Annotated in this window: 14 protein-coding genes; all 14 read left to right on the top strand. The window is 62.9% G+C overall.

The annotated features are described in order from the left end of the window. Positions 1 to 6: 6 nt before the first annotated feature. Positions 7 to 990, top strand: coding sequence for an ABC transporter permease (locus AC3WWH_RS19530; protein WP_058323082.1), 984 nt, complete (start codon positions 7 to 9; stop codon positions 988 to 990). Further along, positions 987 to 1,889: an ABC transporter permease gene (locus AC3WWH_RS19525; RefSeq protein WP_058323083.1), complete on the top strand. Its 903-nt coding sequence runs from the start codon at positions 987 to 989 to the stop codon at positions 1,887 to 1,889. Before AC3WWH_RS19530 ends, AC3WWH_RS19525 begins: the two co-directional genes overlap by 4 nt. After that, the gene (locus AC3WWH_RS19520) at positions 1,886 to 2,701 is read left to right on the top strand and encodes an ABC transporter ATP-binding protein (RefSeq protein ID WP_058323084.1); all 816 of its coding nucleotides are present in this window, start codon (positions 1,886 to 1,888) and stop codon (positions 2,699 to 2,701) included. The genes AC3WWH_RS19525 and AC3WWH_RS19520 overlap by 4 nt, the downstream gene beginning before the upstream one ends. After that, positions 2,698 to 3,639, top strand: a complete 942-nt coding sequence (locus AC3WWH_RS19515) for an ABC transporter ATP-binding protein (protein ID WP_058323085.1) — start codon at positions 2,698 to 2,700, stop codon at positions 3,637 to 3,639. Before AC3WWH_RS19520 ends, AC3WWH_RS19515 begins: the two co-directional genes overlap by 4 nt. An 82-nt stretch (positions 3,640 to 3,721) precedes the next feature. Beyond that, positions 3,722 to 5,746 carry a beta-N-acetylhexosaminidase gene (locus AC3WWH_RS19510; protein ID WP_058323086.1) on the top strand — a complete coding sequence of 675 codons (2,025 nt, stop codon included), beginning with the start codon at positions 3,722 to 3,724 and terminating at the stop codon, positions 5,744 to 5,746. Positions 5,747 to 6,011: 265 nt separating this feature from the next. Beyond that, a complete protein-coding gene (locus AC3WWH_RS19505) occupies positions 6,012 to 6,890 on the top strand; it encodes a LysR substrate-binding domain-containing protein (protein WP_113398733.1) in 879 nt (292 codons plus the stop codon). Positions 6,891 to 7,084: 194 nt separating this feature from the next. Beyond that, positions 7,085 to 8,509: an aldehyde dehydrogenase gene (aldA, locus tag AC3WWH_RS19500; RefSeq protein WP_058323088.1), complete on the top strand. Its 1,425-nt coding sequence runs from the start codon at positions 7,085 to 7,087 to the stop codon at positions 8,507 to 8,509. Between the two features lie 112 nt (positions 8,510 to 8,621). Next, positions 8,622 to 9,899, top strand: a complete 1,278-nt coding sequence (locus AC3WWH_RS19495) for an MFS transporter (RefSeq protein ID WP_197417364.1) — start codon at positions 8,622 to 8,624, stop codon at positions 9,897 to 9,899. A gap of 5 nt (positions 9,900 to 9,904) precedes the next feature. Beyond that, positions 9,905 to 11,122 carry a mandelate racemase/muconate lactonizing enzyme family protein gene (locus AC3WWH_RS19490; protein WP_058323090.1) on the top strand — a complete coding sequence of 406 codons (1,218 nt, stop codon included), beginning with the start codon at positions 9,905 to 9,907 and terminating at the stop codon, positions 11,120 to 11,122. Between the two features lie 22 nt (positions 11,123 to 11,144). After that, entirely contained in the window at positions 11,145 to 12,758 is a 1,614-nt protein-coding gene (locus AC3WWH_RS19485) for a GMC family oxidoreductase (RefSeq protein WP_058323110.1), read from the top strand. Between the two features lie 259 nt (positions 12,759 to 13,017). Continuing rightward, positions 13,018 to 14,760 carry a gamma-glutamyltransferase gene (gene ggt, locus AC3WWH_RS19480; protein ID WP_058323091.1) on the top strand — a complete coding sequence of 581 codons (1,743 nt, stop codon included), beginning with the start codon at positions 13,018 to 13,020 and terminating at the stop codon, positions 14,758 to 14,760. Between the two features lie 310 nt (positions 14,761 to 15,070). Next, positions 15,071 to 15,427: an SPW repeat protein gene (locus AC3WWH_RS19475; RefSeq protein WP_058323092.1), complete on the top strand. Its 357-nt coding sequence runs from the start codon at positions 15,071 to 15,073 to the stop codon at positions 15,425 to 15,427. Positions 15,428 to 15,808: 381 nt separating this feature from the next. After that, positions 15,809 to 16,555, top strand: coding sequence for a sensor histidine kinase (locus AC3WWH_RS19470; protein WP_058323093.1), 747 nt, complete (start codon positions 15,809 to 15,811; stop codon positions 16,553 to 16,555). Between the two features lie 297 nt (positions 16,556 to 16,852). Next, positions 16,853 to 17,989: a YdcF family protein gene (locus tag AC3WWH_RS19465; RefSeq protein WP_082640897.1), complete on the top strand. Its 1,137-nt coding sequence runs from the start codon at positions 16,853 to 16,855 to the stop codon at positions 17,987 to 17,989. Positions 17,990 to 18,007: the final 18 nt, after the last annotated feature.

Genomic DNA, 18,007 nt, shown 5'->3' with positions numbered 1-18,007 from the left:
CCAACCATGCGACTTTCCCGTCGACGGCTTGCCGTCTATTGCGTGGCGTTCCTATTCGCGATCGTCATGAATTTCGCGGTTCCCCGGCTGATGCCGGGGAGCCCCGTCGACAGCATGATCGCCCAACTCGGACCGCGGGCGACGCCCGCGGCCATCGAGGCGATCAAGGCGCGCTTCGGCGCGATCGAGCAGCCGATCTGGCAGCAATTCGTCGACTATGTCGTCGGGTTGGCCCATCTCGATCTCGGTGTTTCGGTCAAATATTACCCGCAGACCGTCGTCGAGGTTCTCGGCCGGTCGGCCGGCTGGACCGCGTTCCTGGTCGTCACGGCGATTGCCTTTTCGCTCTCGATCGGCGTGCTCTTGGGTGCGATCGCCGCCTGGCGTCGTGGTGGCCGTTTCGACAGCTTCGTCTCGCCCTTCTCGGTCGTGCTGATCGCCGTGCCGCCGGTGATCATCGCGCTCGCGACGTTGTTCACCTTTGGCGTCACGCTGCGGCTGCTGCCGGTCGGCTACGCCTATGATCCGAGCCTTGATCCCGGGCTGAACTTTACCTTCTTCGGCAGCGTCTTCCTGCATGCGATCATGCCGGTGCTGACGCTTTCGCCCTATCTCATCGGCGAGTTCCAGACAACGATGCGCTCCAGCATGATTTCGGTGCTTGGCGAAGATTATGTCACCATGGGACGCGCCAAGGGCCTGTCCGAAGCGGCCGTGATGTTCGGCTATGCGGCGCGCAATGCCATGCTGCCGGTTTTGACCAACCTGGCGCTGATGCTGGGGGCGGTCTTCGGCGGTTCGATCGTCACCGAGATCGTCTTCAACTATCCCGGCCTCGGCCTGACGCTTTATACCGCGAGTGTCGCCCGCGATTATCCGGTCATCCAGGGACAGCTGCTCTTGATGACGATCGCGACGCTCGGGGCCAATCTCCTGGTCGATATCATCTATGGCGTGGTCGATCCGCGCATAAGGGAGGGCAGGGCATGAATGCGGGCGTCTCCTTGTTCTGGCGGCAGAAAAAAGCCGTCGCCGGCCTTATCATCATTCTCACGCTCTGTCTGATGGCGCTGTTCGCACCGGTTCTGGCGCCCGGCGATCCGAGCGAGCGCGTCGGCCGCTCGCACCAGCCACCGACGGTCGAGCATTATTTCGGCACGACGAAGATGGGCCGCGACGTCTTTTCGCAATTCGTCTGGGGCGCGCGGCCATCGCTTGCCGTCGGCTTTGCCACCGGCCTTGCCATTACCGCGCTCGGCACCATCGTCGGCCTCGTCGCCGGCTATTTCGGCGGGCGCACTGACGCGACACTCGACCTCGCGACTAATGCCGTGCTGGTGATCCCCAACATTCCGCTATTGATCCTGCTCGCCTCCTTTGCCGGCACCGTTGGGCCGCTGGCGATCATGGCGATCATCGCTCTCACCTCCTGGCCCTGGGGCGCGCGCATGACCCGGTCGCAGACCATGGCGCTCAGGCAGCGCGAATTCGTGGTGGCGGCGCGTATGGTCGGCGAGCCGCATTGGCGGGTGATCTTCGTGGAAATCCTGCCCAATCTGGTGCCGCTGATCGGCATCAACGTCGTCGGCAGCATCATCTACGCGATCGTCGCGCAGACGACGCTCGAATATCTCGGCTTCGGCGATCCGCTGCGGGTGACCTGGGGCACCATGCTCTACAATGCGCAGAACTCCTCGGCGATCATCGTCGGCGCCTGGTGGGACATCGCCGTACCGGCCGCAGGCATTGCCCTCGTCGGTCTTGGCCTGGCGCTCATCAATTTCACCTTTGACGAGATCGCCAATCCGCAGCTTCGCTCCGGTCCGGCATTGAGCCGCTGGCTGCGCCTCACGCGGCTGCGCCGCCGCGAGCTGGAGGCGGCACGATGAGCGACGCACTGCTTCAGATCCGCAATCTCAACGTCGATTACCTGCTCGACGACGGCGCTTTCCGTGCCGTCAACGACGTCTCGTTCGAGGTTAGGCGCGGTGAGCTCTTCGGCCTTGCCGGCGAATCCGGCTGCGGCAAGAGCACGATCGCCTACGCGATCACCCGGTTGTCGAAAGCCCCGGCCTGGGTCGCCGGCGGCGAAATCCTGCTCGATGGGCAAGACCTTCTCAAGATGCCGGAATCCGCCTTGCAGTATGTCCGCTGGCGGCGGATCGGCATGGTGTTCCAGAGCGCCATGAACTCGCTCAACCCGCTGATGCGGGTCGAGGCGCAATTCTTCGACGTGCTGCGCAAACACACCGGCGCGACGCGGCCACAGGCGCGGGCGCGGGCGGAAGAAATGTTCCGGCTCGTCGGCATTCCGGCGGGTCGTCTCGATGATTATCCGCACCAGTTCAGCGGCGGCATGCGGCAGCGCATCGTTATCGCGATCTGCCTGGCATTGAAGCCGGAGCTGATCATCATGGACGAGCCGACGACGGCGCTCGACGTGGTGGTGCAGCGGGAAATCCTGGAGCAGCTCGTCGATCTGCAGCGCAGCCTCGGCTTCTCGGTGCTGTTTATCACCCATGACCTGCACCTGATGGCGCAGCTCTGCCATCGCATCGGTGTTATGCTGAAGGGTCAACTGGTCGAGGTCGGCGATACTCATCAGATCAGCGGTGCGCCGCAACACGATTACACGCGAAAACTCTGGGGCGCGATCCCGCAACTGCCGTCATCGGTCCGCAGCCTGGGGGTCGTCGAATGAACATCATGCCGGTATCGAGCACAATCCTTGACCATCAGGCCGCCATCGTCCGTCTGAAGGATATCAGACGCAGCTTCGGCGCTGTCGAGGCGCTGCGAGGAATATCCCTGTCTTTGAAGCCTGGCCGGGCTCTGGCCCTCGTCGGCGAATCCGGTTGCGGCAAGACGACCTGCGCTCGCATCGTCGCGCGGCTTGATACGCCGAGTGCCGGAACGATGCAGTTTCGCGGCGCCGATGTCACCGAGGCGGGTGATCGCTCCGCGGAGAAGGCGCGTCGCCGCGCCATCCAGATGGTCTTCCAGGATCCGTTCGCGTCGCTCAATCCGGTCTTCTCCATCTACCATCACCTCGCGCGACCGCTGCTGCTGCATGGCCACGCAAAGAATGCCGCCGAGGCGAGAGCCGCGGTTGTGCGCCTGCTTTCCGATGTCGGCCTCGATCCCAATGTGACGGCACGGAAATTTCCGCATGAGCTCTCCGGCGGCCAGCGCCAACGCGCGAACATCGCCCGGGCGCTCGCTGTTGCGCCGGACGTGCTCGTCGCCGATGAGCCGACATCGATGCTCGACGTTTCAATCAGGCTCGATATCCTGGAACTTCTCGCGCGGATCAAACGCGAACGGAACCTCGCGATGCTCTACATCACCCACGATATCGCCACCGCCGCGCACATTGCCGAGGAGATCGTCGTGATGTTTGCCGGGCAGATGGTCGAATGGGGAGAGACGGCCGCCGTCATCGGCAACCCTCGCCATCCCTATACCCAGCTTCTTCTTTCGGCCGTGCCCGATCCGGATCGCCCGTTCGTGCCGGGGCAGAGTGCCCGCTTTCTGGCGCATGCCGACGAGGTGCGGCGCCTGAGCCGTCCGGCCTCGAACACGGTCGAGGAGGCCGCCGAAAACCATTTCGTCCGCGCCCTTGGCCAAGCTCCGGCGTGAGCTATGTGAACCGAGGTCAAGCCCCCGAGAACTCCGCCGGCCTTCGGCCGGCCGCAGAAACTAACATTCATGGAGCCGTTTGATGACGTTTGCCGCTAAATCTGAATTCCTGCTGGAAACCCTCTGGGTGCCGGTCGGCACAGCTGACAGGTCGGTCTATGCACTGACCTTGACCAACAACTCGGATCGAGTGCTCAAGGGTTTTCGCCTCGGCGTTTCCGGCCCGGCTCGTATCGACCCAGCTGCCGAGATTGAAGGTGGCCGGCTCCTGATCCGCCTCTCCAACTATGCGGAGTTCGCACCGCCGGAAGGCCTCGAAGTGCCGCCGGGCGCCACCTGGACGCTGAAGGCACACGGCATGAGCTATGAGCCGCGCCACTGGACCGATGGCGCCAACGCTGCCTTCCTGGTGCTGTCCGACGACACGATGGCACCGGTGGCGGTGCGTGCCTCGCGGGCGCATGGCGACAATGCCGAACTGAAGCGGGGTGCCGCCGTCTATCCGGTGCCGAAGGTGGCACCGGTGCCGGTCTCGATCGTGCCGTGGCCGCAGGCCGTTTCCGTTTCCGGACAACTGGTGGCGCCTCCCGGCCTGGATCTGAAACCCGAGGGCAACGAGGCTTCCGGCGCTGCCAAAGCCTTCGCCGATCTGACGGCAAACCTGTTTCCGGTCGAGGGCATCGTCCGTCCGGCGTCGGAGGGCGGCTTCCCGGTAGCCCTGTCGAAAGCAGAAGATCTTGGCCCGGAAGCTTACATTATCCGCTTCTCCCCCGCCGGTGTCGCCGTTTCCGGCAGCACCGAAACCGGCATCCTCTATGGTCTGATCACGCTGGGACAGGTCCTGCGCGGCGCGCGGCTTCATCCGGGCACGTTCGTATTTCCGACGGGCGGGGAGATCAAGGACGAGCCGGCACTTGCCTGGCGCGGCACCCATCTCGACGTGGCCCGGCAGTTTTACAGCACGGCGGAAGTCGAGCGTTTCCTGCGGCTGATGGCCTGGAACAAGCTCAACCGCTTCCACTGGCACCTGACCGATGACGAGGCCTGGCGCGTCGAGATCGACGCCTATCCGGCCCTGACGGAAATCGGCGCTTGGCGCGGCCATGGTCGCAAGATCCCGCCGCTGCTCGGCTCCGGTCCTGAGCCGACCGGCGGTTACTACACCAAGGCAGCGATCCGTCAGATCGTGACGCTCGCCGCAAGCCTCGGCATCGAGGTGTTGCCGGAGATCGACATTCCGGGCCATTCCTTTGCGATGCTGCAGGCGATCCCGGAACTGCGTGACCCCGAGGAGCAGGGCAGCTATTTTTCGGTCCAGGGCTTCCCGGACAATTGCCTCAATCCGGCACGAGAAGAAACCTACCGGGTGCTCGAGATCATCTTCGACGAACTGATTGAACTGTTCCCGATGCGGGCCATTCATGTCGGCGCCGACGAGGTACCGCTCGGCGCCTGGTCGGGCTCGCCCGAGGCGCTCACACGGCTTCGGGCGCTTGCCGGAGACGAGGTTGCCGAAACCCATGCCAAGCGGCTGAACGTCGTCACCAACACCCACGGCGCCGACGAGATCGACGGATCGGGTGCTGCCGTATTGCAGGGCGAATTTCTGGCGCGCGTGCAGGCGTTTCTCGCGAGCCGCGATTGCGTCACCGGCGGCTGGCAGGAGGCAGCGCACGGCAACGTCATCGACAAGAAAAAGTCGCTGCTTTTCGGCTGGCGCACGGTCGAGGCGTCGGCAGCCCTTGCCGAGGAAGGCTACGACATCGTCGTCTGCCCCGGTCAGGTCTACTATCTCGACATGGCCAACAGCCCGGCCTGGTCGGAGCCTGGCGCCAGCTGGGCCGGCTGGTCGGATCCGGAAAGGCTCTACACCTTTGATCCGGTCGAGGGCTGGACCGACGCGCAGAAGAAACACCTGCTCGGCGTGCAATGCTGCATATGGTCGGAGCCGATGACCGATCGCGCCGTCTTCGACCGCCTCGTCTTCCCGCGGCTGTCGGCGCTCGCCGAAACCGGCTGGACGCGACCGGAGCGCAAGTCCTTCAAGCGCTTCGAGGCGCTGGTCGGGCTGATGCCGGTGCTTTACGGTTTTTACGCTGCGGAGTAGGAGCGAGTGAGTTTCCAAGTTTCGTCTGGGCTTGGCCAGGCGATTGATTGGATAGGCAAGCGGCGGCGAAAGCCGCCGTTTGTCGTTCGGAGATAGCCGGGCGCGTGCTTGCGGTCAGCCTGGAGCGATTTGGATTTTCGTGCTTGTACGCTGGAGCGTGGCACGCAAAAGTGCGCATCGATCCCGCGACGACGGTCGCGGAGATGTGAGTGTAAAGCTTTCTGGGGCCAAAATATCGATGCGAAGACTTCCAGGATTGTCGGCGATGAAGGTCTTCGAGGTGGTCGGGCAGACCCGCAGTTTCACGCGCGCGGCCGAGCGCCTCAACCTGACGCAAAGCGCCGTCAGCCGGCAGGTGCGTAACCTCGAGGACGAGCTTGGCGAAGACCTTCTCATCCGCCGCCACCATCATCTTGAACTGACGCCGGCCGGCGCCGAACTGTTGGCGACGATCCAGGAGGCGTTTCACAGCATCGAGGTTTCGCTGCGCAGCATCACCGAGAAGAGCAACCAGAACCGGCTCAGGATCAACGTGCCGCCGACCTTTGCCAAGCGCTGGCTGCTGCCGCGTCTTGCCCGGTTGCGCGAGGCTCTGCCCGACGTCGATATCAGCCTCAGCACGGAAGCCACGGATACGCTTGCCGAGCGCGGGCTTCTGGACTGCGCCATTCGTTTCGGCGACGGCGAGTGGCCGATGCTGGATGCCAGCATTCTGATGACGGAACGGCACGTCGTCGTCTGCGCGCCGTCCTTGCTTGAGGGGGCGAAGGTCGAAGGTCCGTCCGACCTGCAGCGCTTCACTTTCCTGCATGTGCTCGCCTCGCCCGACCGGCGTTATCTGACCTGGCGGCACTGGCTGGATGCGGCCGGTTTTCAGGACGTCGATACCCGCGGCGGACTGGAGTTCGACCTGCTCGATCTGGCGATCGAGGCAGCCTGCGCCGGGCTCGGTGTCACCGTTGCCGACCGCTCGATGGTCCGCAACCAATTGCAGTCGGGTCAGTTGGTGCAGCTCTTCGACGTTGAAGTCGAGGGCCATGAATCCTACTGGTTCGTGACACGGCCGCAATCGGCAGGCAACCGCAAGGTCGATGCCTTCCGCGCCTGGTTGCTGGCGGAGGCCGCCGCCGACCGGGCCGAGTGAGCAAGCATTCCTTTTTGGAATGCTCTCACCGAAAATTACTCGCTTGTGCCCTTTTCCGCATCGTCGCATCAATTTTCCTGACGGTTGCGGTCAGGGAGAGAGGCCGGATCGTCGCTCGTGAAGCTCTCTCCCGGCTAGTCCGCCTCCCGCACCGCCATCGGCGTGCGGATCGCGCCGAACAATTCCGAGATGCCATGAGCCCCTATCGCAACTTCTCCGGCGGCCGCTTCATCGAAAGCTCCTCTACGACTGTGATCGACGTGCGCAATCCGGCGACCGGCCAGGTGTTCACCTCCGTGCCGGCGGCAACGGATGACGAGGCGAAGGCAGCGGTCGATGCCGCGGTGAAGGCGCAGCGCGTCTGGGGTGCCTTGCCGGCAATCCAGCGCGGTGACGCGCTGCGCCGGCTGGCGGCGGTGTTGGAGAGCCGGGCCGAACGCATCGGTGCCGCGCTGGCGAAGGAGTCGGGCAAGAGCCTTGCCGATGCGACCGCCGAAGTGATCTACGGCGCCGAGCTGATGCGCTACCACGCCGAATGGGCCCGCCGCATCGAGGGCGAGGTGATCGAGAGCGACAATCCCGGCGAAACCCTGATCCTCAAGCGCGTGCCGATCGGCGTCGCGGCGTGCCTGATCCCATTCAACTATCCGATCTATACGCTCGTGCGGAAGATCGCCCCGGCGTTGATTGCTGGCAACGCCGTTGTCGTGCGGCCGAGCAACAACACGCCGACTTCCGCTTTCGCCGTCGCCGAGGCAACCGTCGAAGCGGGTCTGCCCGACGGCCTCGTCAACATCCTCACCATGTCGCACGATGTCGCGAAGACGCTCTGCACCCATCCCGGCGTCGGCATGATCACGCTGACGGGCAGCGTTTCGGCCGGCCGCATCGTGCTCGAATATTGCAAGGAAAACATCGCCAAGCCGTCGCTCGAACTCGGTGGCAAGACGCCCGTCATCGTCGAACCGGACGCGGATCTCGATGCCGTGGCGCAGATGATCATCGCCGCCAAGACCACCCATTGCGGCCAGGTCTGTACCAGCGCCGAGCGGCTCTACGTTCATGAAAGCGTCCATGATCGGCTGCTTGCCAAGCTGCGCGAAGGCTTTACCGCCCGCACATTCGGCGACCGCGCCGAGGATGCTGGTCGTATGGGGCCGCTCGCCAATGTCGCCGCCCAAAAGCGCGTGCACGAGATGGTCGAGCAGGCGAAGGCCGAAGGCGCCGTCGTTGAGACCGGCGGCTATCTGCCTGAGGGAGACGGCTATTTCTACCCGCCGACGCTGATTTCCGGCTGCCGGCAGGACATGGAGATCGTTCGCGAGGAAGTCTTCGGCCCGGTGCTCGCCGTTCTCCGCTACTCCACCTTCGAGGAAGCGCTGGCGAAGGCGAGCGACCATCAGTTCGGCCTGAGCTCGGTGCTCTTCACCGAGAATTACCGCACGGTGATGCGCGCCAGCGATGCGATCGAGGCCGGCGAACTCTACGTAAACCGCTTCCCGGCCGATCCCTACCAGGGTTTTCATGCCGGTTGGAAACGTTCGGGCCTTGGCGGCGACGACGGCAAACACGGCATGCTGGAATTCACCCAGACGCGCCTCGTCGTCCTGAAACACTAGACCCTTTGAGATTGAGCAATCCCGACGGAAAGCCGGAATTGCTCCGACACCACCAACATCAATACCGGGCCGGTGGCAATGCTCTCGCTGTCGGCCAGGGAGGAGACTGCCCGTGAGCTCAATTGCCGAAACCGAAATCGCCGCACCATCCGTGTCGGCCCGCAGCCGCTACCTTCAGCTGGCGCTGATCGTGATCGCCGCCGGTGCGATCTATCCGATCCTCTATCTTCGTCAGTCCTACCAGACGACGATGCTGGAGGTGCTGAAGCTCACCAACACCGAACTGGGCGTCCTCTATTCCATTCTCGGTACCAGCTTCCTCGTCGGCTACCTGCCGAGCGGGTGGCTTGCCGACCGCGTCCAACCGCGCATCCTGATCCTCATCTCCATGGTCGGCACGGGTCTGCTCGGTCTCTGGTATGCGACGCTGCCGGGCTATTCGTCGCTCCTCGTCATCTATTGCGGTTTTGGCGTCACCACGGGTCTCACATTCTGGGCGGCGACGCTCAAGCAGGTGAACCTGATCGCCGGTGCCAATGAGCAGGGACGCTTCTTCGGCATCCTCGATGGCGGCCGGGGCCTCGTCGAAGCGCTGCTCGCAAGCGTCGCCATCGCGCTCTTCGTCTTCACGACGGAAACGCGCGGCGCCGGACTTGCCACCGGCTTCCGCGACGTCGTGCTGCTCTATGCCATTTTCTGCATCGTCGTCGGCATCGCCTATTTCGCGGTGTCGCAGCCGGTTGCCACGGACAGGTCCGCGCGCAAGCGCGAGGGCAGCCTTGTCGCCGACATCAGGACGCTGCTCGGCATTCCCGAGGTCTGGCTGGTCGCCGCCATCATCTTCTGCGGCTACCACGTCTTTCTCGCCACCTACAGCTTCTCGGCCTATCTGCAGGAAGGTGGCTTCGGAATTTCCGCCGCCATGGCCGGCCTGATCGTCACGGTCAAGCTGTGGCTGCGCCCGGTCGGCGGTATCGGCGGTGGCTTGCTCGGCGACCGCTACGGCAAGACCGGCATCCTGCTCCTGAGCTTCATAGTCGCGGCCGCCAGTCTCGTGGCAATGATCGCCCTGCCTGGCATCGGCTCGACCGTCCTTTTCGTCGGGCTGGTGCTGCTCGTTGGCCTCATCACCTATACGATCCGCGGGCTCTACTGGGCGATCCTCGACGATTGCCATGTGCCGGCGAACATCACCGGTCTCGCCATCGGCATCATTTCGCTGGTCGGCTACGCGCCCGACACCTACCTGCCGCTGGTCAACGGATACCTCTCGGACCGCTATCCGGGCATCACCGGCTACCAGCTCTATTTCGGCTATATCGCCGCCGTCTGCGTCCTCGGCGCCATCGCCACCCTGGCCCTGATGGCTCGCCTCAAGAAAAAGGGATGACACCCATGAAGATCGCGTCTCTCAAGACCTATGCCGTTGCCGTCCCGCCGCCGCATGTTGGCGGCATGTACTGGATCTTCGTGCGTCTCACGACCGCCTGCGGCATCGAAGGCATCGGCGAGATCTATGCGACCTCGTTCCATCCGAGCGCCATGACGCCGCTGATCGAGGATGTTTTCGAGCGGCACCTGCTCGGCCATGATCCGCACCAGATCGAGCGCTTCTGGCGCTCGGCCTATTCGAGCGGCTTCACCCAGCGCCCGGATCCGACGATGATGGGCATCGTCTCGGGCCTCGAAATCGCCTGCTGGGACATCATCGGCAAGGCCGCCGGCCGGCCGGTCTCGGACCTCTTGGGCGGGACGGTGCACGAGAAGCTCCGCGCCTACACCTATCTCTACCCGAAGAACGCCGCCGGCGAGTTCGATTTCAACGATCCGGATCTCGCCGCCGAATGTGCGGTCGAGATGGTCGAGATGGGCTTCACCGCCGTCAAGTTCGACCCGGCCGGGCCCTACACCAACTATTCCGGGCACCAGCTCTCGCTTGGCGTGATGGACCGCTGCGAGGAATTCTGCCGCAAGATCCGCGACGCGGTCGGAAGCAGTGCGGATCTGCTCTTCGGCACCCACGGCCAGATGGTTCCGTCCTCCGCTATCCGCCTTGCCAAGCGCCTGGAGAAGTACGATCCGCTCTGGTTCGAAGAGCCAGTGCCTCCGGGACAGGAGGCGGCAATGGCCGAGGTCGCGCGCGCAACCTCGATTCCCGTTTCGACCGGAGAGCGCCTGACGACCAAATACGAGTTCCAGCGCGTGCTTGAACTCAAGGCCGCGTCGATCCTGCAGATGAACGTGGCACGCGTCGGCGGCTTGCTCGAGGCGAAGAAGATCGCCGGCATGGCTGAGGCCTATTACGCCCAGATCGCGCCGCATCTCTATAATGGTCCGGTGGGAGCGGCGGCCAGCATCCAGCTTTCGGCTGCGACGCCGAACTTCCTCATCCACGAGGCGATCCTCGACTTCTCCGGCTTCCACGCCGATGTGCTGAAGACCAAGCTTACCGTCGAGGACGGCTATCTCATCCCGTCGCGCGAGCCCGGCCTCGGCATCGAACTCAACATGGATGTCGTGGAAAAGCATACGCCCTACGCCGGGGAGCGCCTGCACCTGCAGATGGACAGTCAGCCGGCGGACGTGAAGGCCTTTGCCCCCGCGCGCGGGTGAATTCGGATATCAGGGACACGAGATGATCTACGATTACATCATCGTCGGCGCCGGGTCGGCGGGTTGCATCCTTGCGAGCCGGCTCAGCGAGAACGGTCGCCACAAGGTGCTTTTGATCGAGGCCGGCGGCAACGACAATTCCTTCTGGTTCAAGATCCCGGTCGGCTACGCCCGCAGCTACTATAACCCTCAGGTGAACTGGATGTATTCGAGCGAGCCGGAAGCCGCGCTTCAGGATCGCAGCATCTACGTGCCGCGCGGCAAGGTCCAGGGCGGCTCCGGATCGATCAACGCGATGATCTACGTGCGCGGCGCGCGCGACGATTTCGACGACTGGAAAGCCGCCGGCAATGCGGGCTGGGGCTATGACGACGTGCTTCCCTATTTCCGCCGGCTCGAAACCCATGCGCGCGGATCGTCCGAATGGCATGGCGGCGAAGGCCCGATCCACATCACCCCGATGCGCGGCATGACGCATCCGATCACCGACGCCTTTCTTGAAAGCTGCGGATCGCTGCAACTGCCGTTGAACGAGGATTTCAATGGAGCCTCGCTCGAAGGCGCTGGCGTCTACGACGTCAACACCAACAACGGCCGCCGCTCGCATTCGAGCGCCGAGTATTTGCGCCCTGCGCTCAAACGGCCCAACCTGACGATCGAGCGCTACGCCCAGGCCGAGCGGCTGGTCTTTGCGGATGACGGGCGCGTGACCGGCGTCGATGTCGTCCAGAACGGTGCCCGCCGGCGCTTTACCGCCGGCCGCGAAGTCATCCTTGCCGCCGGGGCCGTCGGCAGCCCGCAGCTGCTGCAGGTCTCGGGCATCGGCGACGGCAAGACGCTGTCTTCGCTCGGGGTTAAGACACAGCGGCATTTGCCGGCGGTTGGCCAGAACCTGCAGGATCACCTCTGCGCCAGCTTCTACTATCGTGCCACCATCCCGACGCTCAACGACGAGTTCGGCAGCCTGTTCGGCCAGATGCGGCTCGGCCTGCAATATCTGCTCACCGGCAAGGGTCCGTTCTCGATGAGCGTCAATCAGGCCGGTGGCTTCTTCCGCGGCAAACCTGACGAAGAGCGGCCGAACATCCAGCTTTACTTCAATCCCCTGTCTTATCGGATCCCGAATGATCCGAAGGCTGGGCTGAAACCGGAGCCCTATCCGGGCTACCTGATCTGCTTCAACTCCTGCCGGCCGACCAGCCGCGGCAGCATCCAGATCGCATCCGGCGACCCCGCGCAAAAGCCCCTGATCCGGCCGAACTACCTGACGACCGACCGCGACATCGACGAAGTGCTGCAGGGAAGCCGGCTGGTGCGGCGGATCGCGTCGGCCACGGCGCTCTCCTCACTGACCGCGGAAGAAATCTCGCCCGCGCCGCGCGTTCAGAGCGACGACGCGCTGATGGATTATTTTCGCGAAAACTCAGGCTCGATCTACCATCTCTGCGGCACCTGCGCGATGGGGCCGGACCAGGCGAGCTCCGTCGTCGACAGCAGCTTGCGGGTTCATGGCGTTCCGGGTCTGCGCGTCGTCGACGCCTCCATCTTCCCGAACATTACGGCTGGCAACATCAACGCTCCGACGATGATGGTTGCGGAAAAGGGCGCGGCTCTCATCCTGGCGGATGCCGCCTGAAGAGAGCCGTATGGTTCCCCACGTTGCCTGCGGGGGGAGCCCGCCCCAAGACAGCCCCTCGCGTTCAAACGCTGCCATCGGTCAGGTGTGAATTGCCATCGCCGACCGGGCGTGGCTATACTCCGCTGACTTCATAGCTGCCCACAATCAGTGCTTGCCTGGCCAAAAGATTGTTGCCGCCGCGTTGAACGCGGTGGCGGGCGTCCGCGTCGCGGCCGCCGGCAAGGCACTGCGAGCAACGCCTGCGAGGGAGAGACGCATGCTGAGTTTTCGCTTGAAGAGCCTGCCCGTCACCTTGTTTCTTGCGCTGAGCCTGGCTCCGCCGGAGGGCCGAGCCGCCTCGCCGGAACCGGTTAAGGCCGAGCATGGCATGGTGGTGACTGCCCAGCACCTGGCCTCGGATGTAGGTGTCGCGGTCCTGAAGAGCGGCGGCAACGCGGTGGATGCGGCGGTTGCAGTCGGCTATGCGCTCGCCGTCACCTATCCGACTGCCGGCAATATCGGCGGTGGCGGGTTCATGACCATCCGCTTCAAGGACGGCAGGACGACCTTCCTCGATTTCCGCGAGCGGGCGCCGCAGGCGGCAACCAAGACCATGTATCTCGACGGGAAGGGAGATGTCATTAAAGGGTTGAGCACCGATGGTTATCTCGCCGTCGGCGTGCCGGGGCCGGTCATGGGTTTCGAGGTTGCGCGGAGCCGCTATGGCACGAAGCCGCTTGCCGAACTGATCGCGCCGGCGATCGCGCTAGCCAAGGATGGCTTCGTGCTGGAGGAGGGCGATGTCAGTACCTTCGAGGGCAGGGCCGAAAGGCTGGCGAAAGATCCGGCCGCGGCCGCGATCTTCCTGAAGCCCGACGGCAAGGCCTTTGCGGCCGGCGAAAAACTCGTCCAGACGGACCTTGCCGCATCGCTTTCGAGCATTGCCGAAAAAGGCCCGGACGCCTTCTACAAGGGCGCGATCGCCGATCAGATCGTCAAGGCGAGCTCGGAGAAGGGCGGCGTGCTCGCCAAGGCGGACTTCGAGCGCTATGCGGTGCGCGAACTGGAGCCGGTCAAGTGCAATTATCGCGGCTATGACATCGTCTCCTCGCCGCCGCCGTCTTCCGGTGGCGTGATCATCTGTGAAATCCTCAACGTGCTCGAAGGCTATCCGCTTTCCTACATGGGCTATGGCGCCGCGGACACGGTTCACGCGATGATCGAGGCGATGCGCCATGCCTATGTCGACCGCAACACGTCGCTCGGCGATCCCGATTTCGTCGAAAACCCGGTCGCCAAGCTCACCGACAAGGCCTATGCGAAGGAAATCCGCGCCAAGATCGATCCGTTCCGCGCCGGCGTCTCCGCGACGCTGATCCCCAAGGGCTTCGGCGAAAGCAAGGAGACGACCCACTATTCGATCATCGACGACGAGGGCAACGCGGTCGCCGTTACCTATACGTTGAACGGCTCCTTCGGCTCCGGCGTGGTGGCGCCTGGAACTGGTATCCTGCTCAACAACGAGATGGACGATTTCACCTCGAAGCCGGGCGTGCCCAATCTCTATGGGCTGATCCAGGGCGAGGCCAATGCGATCGCGCCCGGCAAGACGCCGCTGTCGTCGATGAGCCCGACGATCATCTCCAAGGACGGCAAGCCGTTCATGGTGATCGGCAGCCCCGGTGGCGCCCGCATCATTACGATCACGCTCGAGGCGATCCTCAACGTCATCGATCACGGCATGAACATACAGGAAGCCGTCGACGCGCCACGCATCCATCACCAGTGGCTGCCGGACAAGGTGTTCATGGAGCCCTATGCGCTCTCGCCCGACACCCGCAAGCTGCTGTCGGCGATGGGCCATAACGTTCAGATCGACGAAAGCTGGACGATCTGGGGGCAGGCGACCGGCATCCTCGTCGGCGGCGAGAGCCTCTCCGACATCGAGGCCGGCGGCGGCGCCCGCTACAATGGCGCCGTCGACAGCCGCATCGGCGCAGGTGCTGCGCGCGGTTACTAGAGCAATTCCAAGAAAAGTGCGAAACGGTTTTCCGTCCGGAATTGCGTAATTTCAAAGACTTAGATCACTTCAGTGTTTCGACGAAACAATAAAATGATCTAGAGCCCGAGATAACGGGTGGCCAGTCGGTGCTTTGACACCCTTTGAAAGCAGCGGATTGCCGGTTCGCTGCGCGCTTTCGTATGTGCGATCACCGGGTGCTCGCGCGAAAAAGATTTGAAAGCGTTTTCGATTGAATTTATTATGATTTCCAGAGCGTGCGCCGCACGCGGTCGTGCGCTTTGGTCAAACTTCATTCGTGGAGGTTGTCATGGCACTGATGGAAGGAAAGAAAGCGCAGGACTGGATCAATCTGGTTCTCGCCGTCTGCCTGTTCATCTCTCCGTGGATCATGGGCTTCGTTGTCGAGAGCGTTCCGGCTTGGAACGCTTGGGCCGCCGCCGTCGTGCTCGGCGTTCTGGCGATCGCAACACTTGCCATGTTTGCGGAATGGGAGGAATGGGCAAGCCTCGTCGTCGGGCTCTGGCTGATCGCTTCCCCCTGGCTGCTCGGCTTCTCGACCAGCGCCAGTCCCATGTGGACGCACGTCGTCCTCGGGGCACTGGTGACTGCGCTCGCGATCTGGTCGGTCTGGGACGAACGGCAGCACCCGCATGCGCATGCATGATGACGAGCAGTGAAGGTCGCGGTCCGGCGCCGCAGCTCCGGGCCGCGAACAGTTGGCGTAATGTCGGTGCAATCTCGAGTTTGCAGCTTCACCCGGATTGAGAGCAAATCCTGAAACCGTGTAGAACGATCTTCTTTCAGATTTGCGTGATTTCAAAAAGTTAGCTCCCATCGAAGGCGTCCGAGCGAGGCCCGACGATGCACCGCGCATTAATGTGGCCCCGATCTCTCAAACAGCGGCTGATCGCCCAGCTTCTCGTTCTCCAGTTGGCGATACTGCTGGCTTTCGGACTTTCGTTCGTAAGCCTCCTGGTCCTTGCCGACGAAGGCGGTGTGCGAGGCGGCATTCGACGCGATCCGGAGAGGTCCGGAGGGCAAACTCGTGCTGGCAAAGACCGAGGAAATGGGGGACGTCCATGCCAGGCACCCAGACTTTTGGTTCATCGCGCGCAACGATCACGGAGAGATCGTGCGGGTCGGCAACATCCCCGCGATCTACCGGGGCATGACCGAGAATCTCGGCAGGATGACCTATTCGGACATTCGCGACGCAGGTGAACCATCACCCTATCTTGCCGTTCTCCGGCGCCGGTCGAATCCTGACGGGGACTTCACGGTATTCGGGCAAGGCGAGTTGATGAGCCAGTCTGCCCTTATCCTGCAGTTTTCGCGCTTTTCCCTCGCGCCGATGCTGGTCTTGCTGGCCCTGGTGACGGTCGCCGGCGTGCCATGGATCGTCAATCGGGCGAGCCGGGACATTTCACCGCTGGCGATCGATGAAGGCTACGAGTTTTCATATGAGCGGGCGGCGCAGCGCTCGCTCGTTCAGGCGGGCTCGCCTTCTCTCAGGCGTGCCATCATCAACCTGGTAAGGGGAGCGATTGTCGTTCGGGTCGAGCGTAACGGCGTGATCGAGATCTGCGACGATAGTCCCGGCGTTCCCGAGGCAGAGCGCGAGCGAATATTCGAGCCATTTTACCGGCTGAAGCCGCGGCATCGAGGCGCGGGCCACGGTCTCAATCTCGTGCTGCAGATTACGCGAAGGCATGGTGCGCAAATGACCGTTCTGAATTCGCTAGGCGGCGGCGCATGCTTCCGCATGGACTTCGGTAGCGAGGCCGCCGAATAGGCTTTGCCTTCCCATAAGCCGCACAATTGGATAATACCAATATCATACCAACTAGCAACTGTCTCTGAATGCTGACGCAACTTGTGTGCGCTATCTGTAAGAAATGTAATATGAATTATTCCGAATCTGGTCGCAGTCGCGGTCCGTTTTGACATCGCGCACTAGACAGGTGGTCATGTTTTGGTATTGCTAATGCTGGCCGCATATAGATTGGGCCAGATCGGAAGTGATTACGGAACGCTTATCGGCCCGAGGGCGAGCAAGCCTGTGGGCAACCGGAAAACTGGGAGATATCAAATGAAGCCGAGTTCCATTCTTGCCCTTTTGACGGGCTCGATCGTTTTTGCGTCGGATGTTCCGCATCGGACGAAGGCGGGCGGCGCGAGACGCCGACTCCTGGCAGTGTTGACAGCAACAGCGTGTCTTATCTCGGTCGCTCCAGCCGTGGCCTTCGATCAGACCAGCGCTGGCCGTATCAAGCAGCTGGTGGACACTGGCATGCAGTATTACTGGTCGGGAGGCGACGTCAAAAAAGCAGAAGCCGAAGTCTTCAAGGGCATTACCTTGCACGGCAAGTACGATGTCGTGGAAGCGGCCTTCAAGGAAGCGTCGACGTTAGCACCAGAGCGGCTGGATTTTCAGTATGCCGTCGCCTCAACGCAGATCATCCAGAAGAAGCTCGACGAGGCGCAGACGACGTTCCAGGGTATCCTTGACAAGGAGCCGACCGCATTTGACGCTCAAAGCTGGTTGGAAGCAATTGCCCGCATCCGTGGCGATGAGACCGGCGCGGCACTCGCCCATCAAGCGCTCGCAGGGCTCGATCGCGAACGCGCGGAGGAGTATCGCAAGCGCTTTGTTCGCGCAGAACAGATCATGGCCGAAAAGCCCAACTTCGATGTCCCAACGGTGCCCGGCAAGGTCGTGGTCGTCGCCTTGGGCTACGCGCTGGCGGATGACGGCACGGCGCAGCAGACTTTGCTCGACCGCCTCGACGTGACGTTGAAGGCTGCAGAGGCGAACCCGACAGCACTGGTGATGGTGAGTGGCGGCGTGCCGAAGAATGGCGTTACTGAAGGCGACGTGATGTCCAAGTGGCTGGTCGACAAGGGTGTCAGCCGCGATCGCATCATCATTGAAGACAAGTCGAAAGACACGATCGGCAATGTGATCAATGCTGCCAATCTGTTGGTGCGGCATCAGGCCGACACTGTGATCCTGGTGACCAGCTCAAGCCACATGCGCCGAGCTCGCACAGTAATGGAAGACGCATTGAAACAGCGCGACCTGCTGACGGCAGTGGTGCCGCTGAATGCGCTGGACGCACCATCCCAGGATGAGGCGGCAAAGGTCGGGTCTGACGAGAGGTTGGTAATTTACCGCGATCTGATGCGTGTTTCGGGCGTATGGGCGTATCCGGGGCTTCAGCAGTAGCCACTGACGCATCTCAAG

The organism is Ensifer sp. EB106-03-01-XG145 (assembly GCF_058792075.1).
The sequence above is the reverse complement of the archived record's forward strand: the minus strand, read 5'-3'. Positions and strand labels throughout refer to the sequence as shown.

Excerpts from the sequence above, each read along its gene's own strand:
- AC3WWH_RS19530 (WP_058323082.1), top strand. The coding sequence starts at position 7 with ATGCGACTTTCCCGTCGACGGCTTGCCGTCTATTGCGTGGCGTTCCTA.
- AC3WWH_RS19525 (WP_058323083.1), top strand. The coding sequence starts at position 987 with ATGAATGCGGGCGTCTCCTTGTTCTGGCGGCAGAAAAAAGCCGTCGCC.
- AC3WWH_RS19520 (WP_058323084.1), top strand. The coding sequence starts at position 1,886 with ATGAGCGACGCACTGCTTCAGATCCGCAATCTCAACGTCGATTACCTG.
- AC3WWH_RS19515 (WP_058323085.1), top strand. The coding sequence starts at position 2,698 with ATGAACATCATGCCGGTATCGAGCACAATCCTTGACCATCAGGCCGCC.
- AC3WWH_RS19510 (WP_058323086.1), top strand. The coding sequence starts at position 3,722 with ATGACGTTTGCCGCTAAATCTGAATTCCTGCTGGAAACCCTCTGGGTG.
- AC3WWH_RS19505 (WP_113398733.1), top strand. The coding sequence starts at position 6,012 with ATGAAGGTCTTCGAGGTGGTCGGGCAGACCCGCAGTTTCACGCGCGCG.
- aldA (WP_058323088.1), top strand. The coding sequence starts at position 7,085 with ATGAGCCCCTATCGCAACTTCTCCGGCGGCCGCTTCATCGAAAGCTCC.
- AC3WWH_RS19490 (WP_058323090.1), top strand. The coding sequence starts at position 9,905 with ATGAAGATCGCGTCTCTCAAGACCTATGCCGTTGCCGTCCCGCCGCCG.
- AC3WWH_RS19485 (WP_058323110.1), top strand. The coding sequence starts at position 11,145 with ATGATCTACGATTACATCATCGTCGGCGCCGGGTCGGCGGGTTGCATC.
- ggt (WP_058323091.1), top strand. The coding sequence starts at position 13,018 with ATGCTGAGTTTTCGCTTGAAGAGCCTGCCCGTCACCTTGTTTCTTGCG.
- AC3WWH_RS19475 (WP_058323092.1), top strand. The coding sequence starts at position 15,071 with ATGGCACTGATGGAAGGAAAGAAAGCGCAGGACTGGATCAATCTGGTT.
- AC3WWH_RS19465 (WP_082640897.1), top strand. The coding sequence starts at position 16,853 with ATGAAGCCGAGTTCCATTCTTGCCCTTTTGACGGGCTCGATCGTTTTT.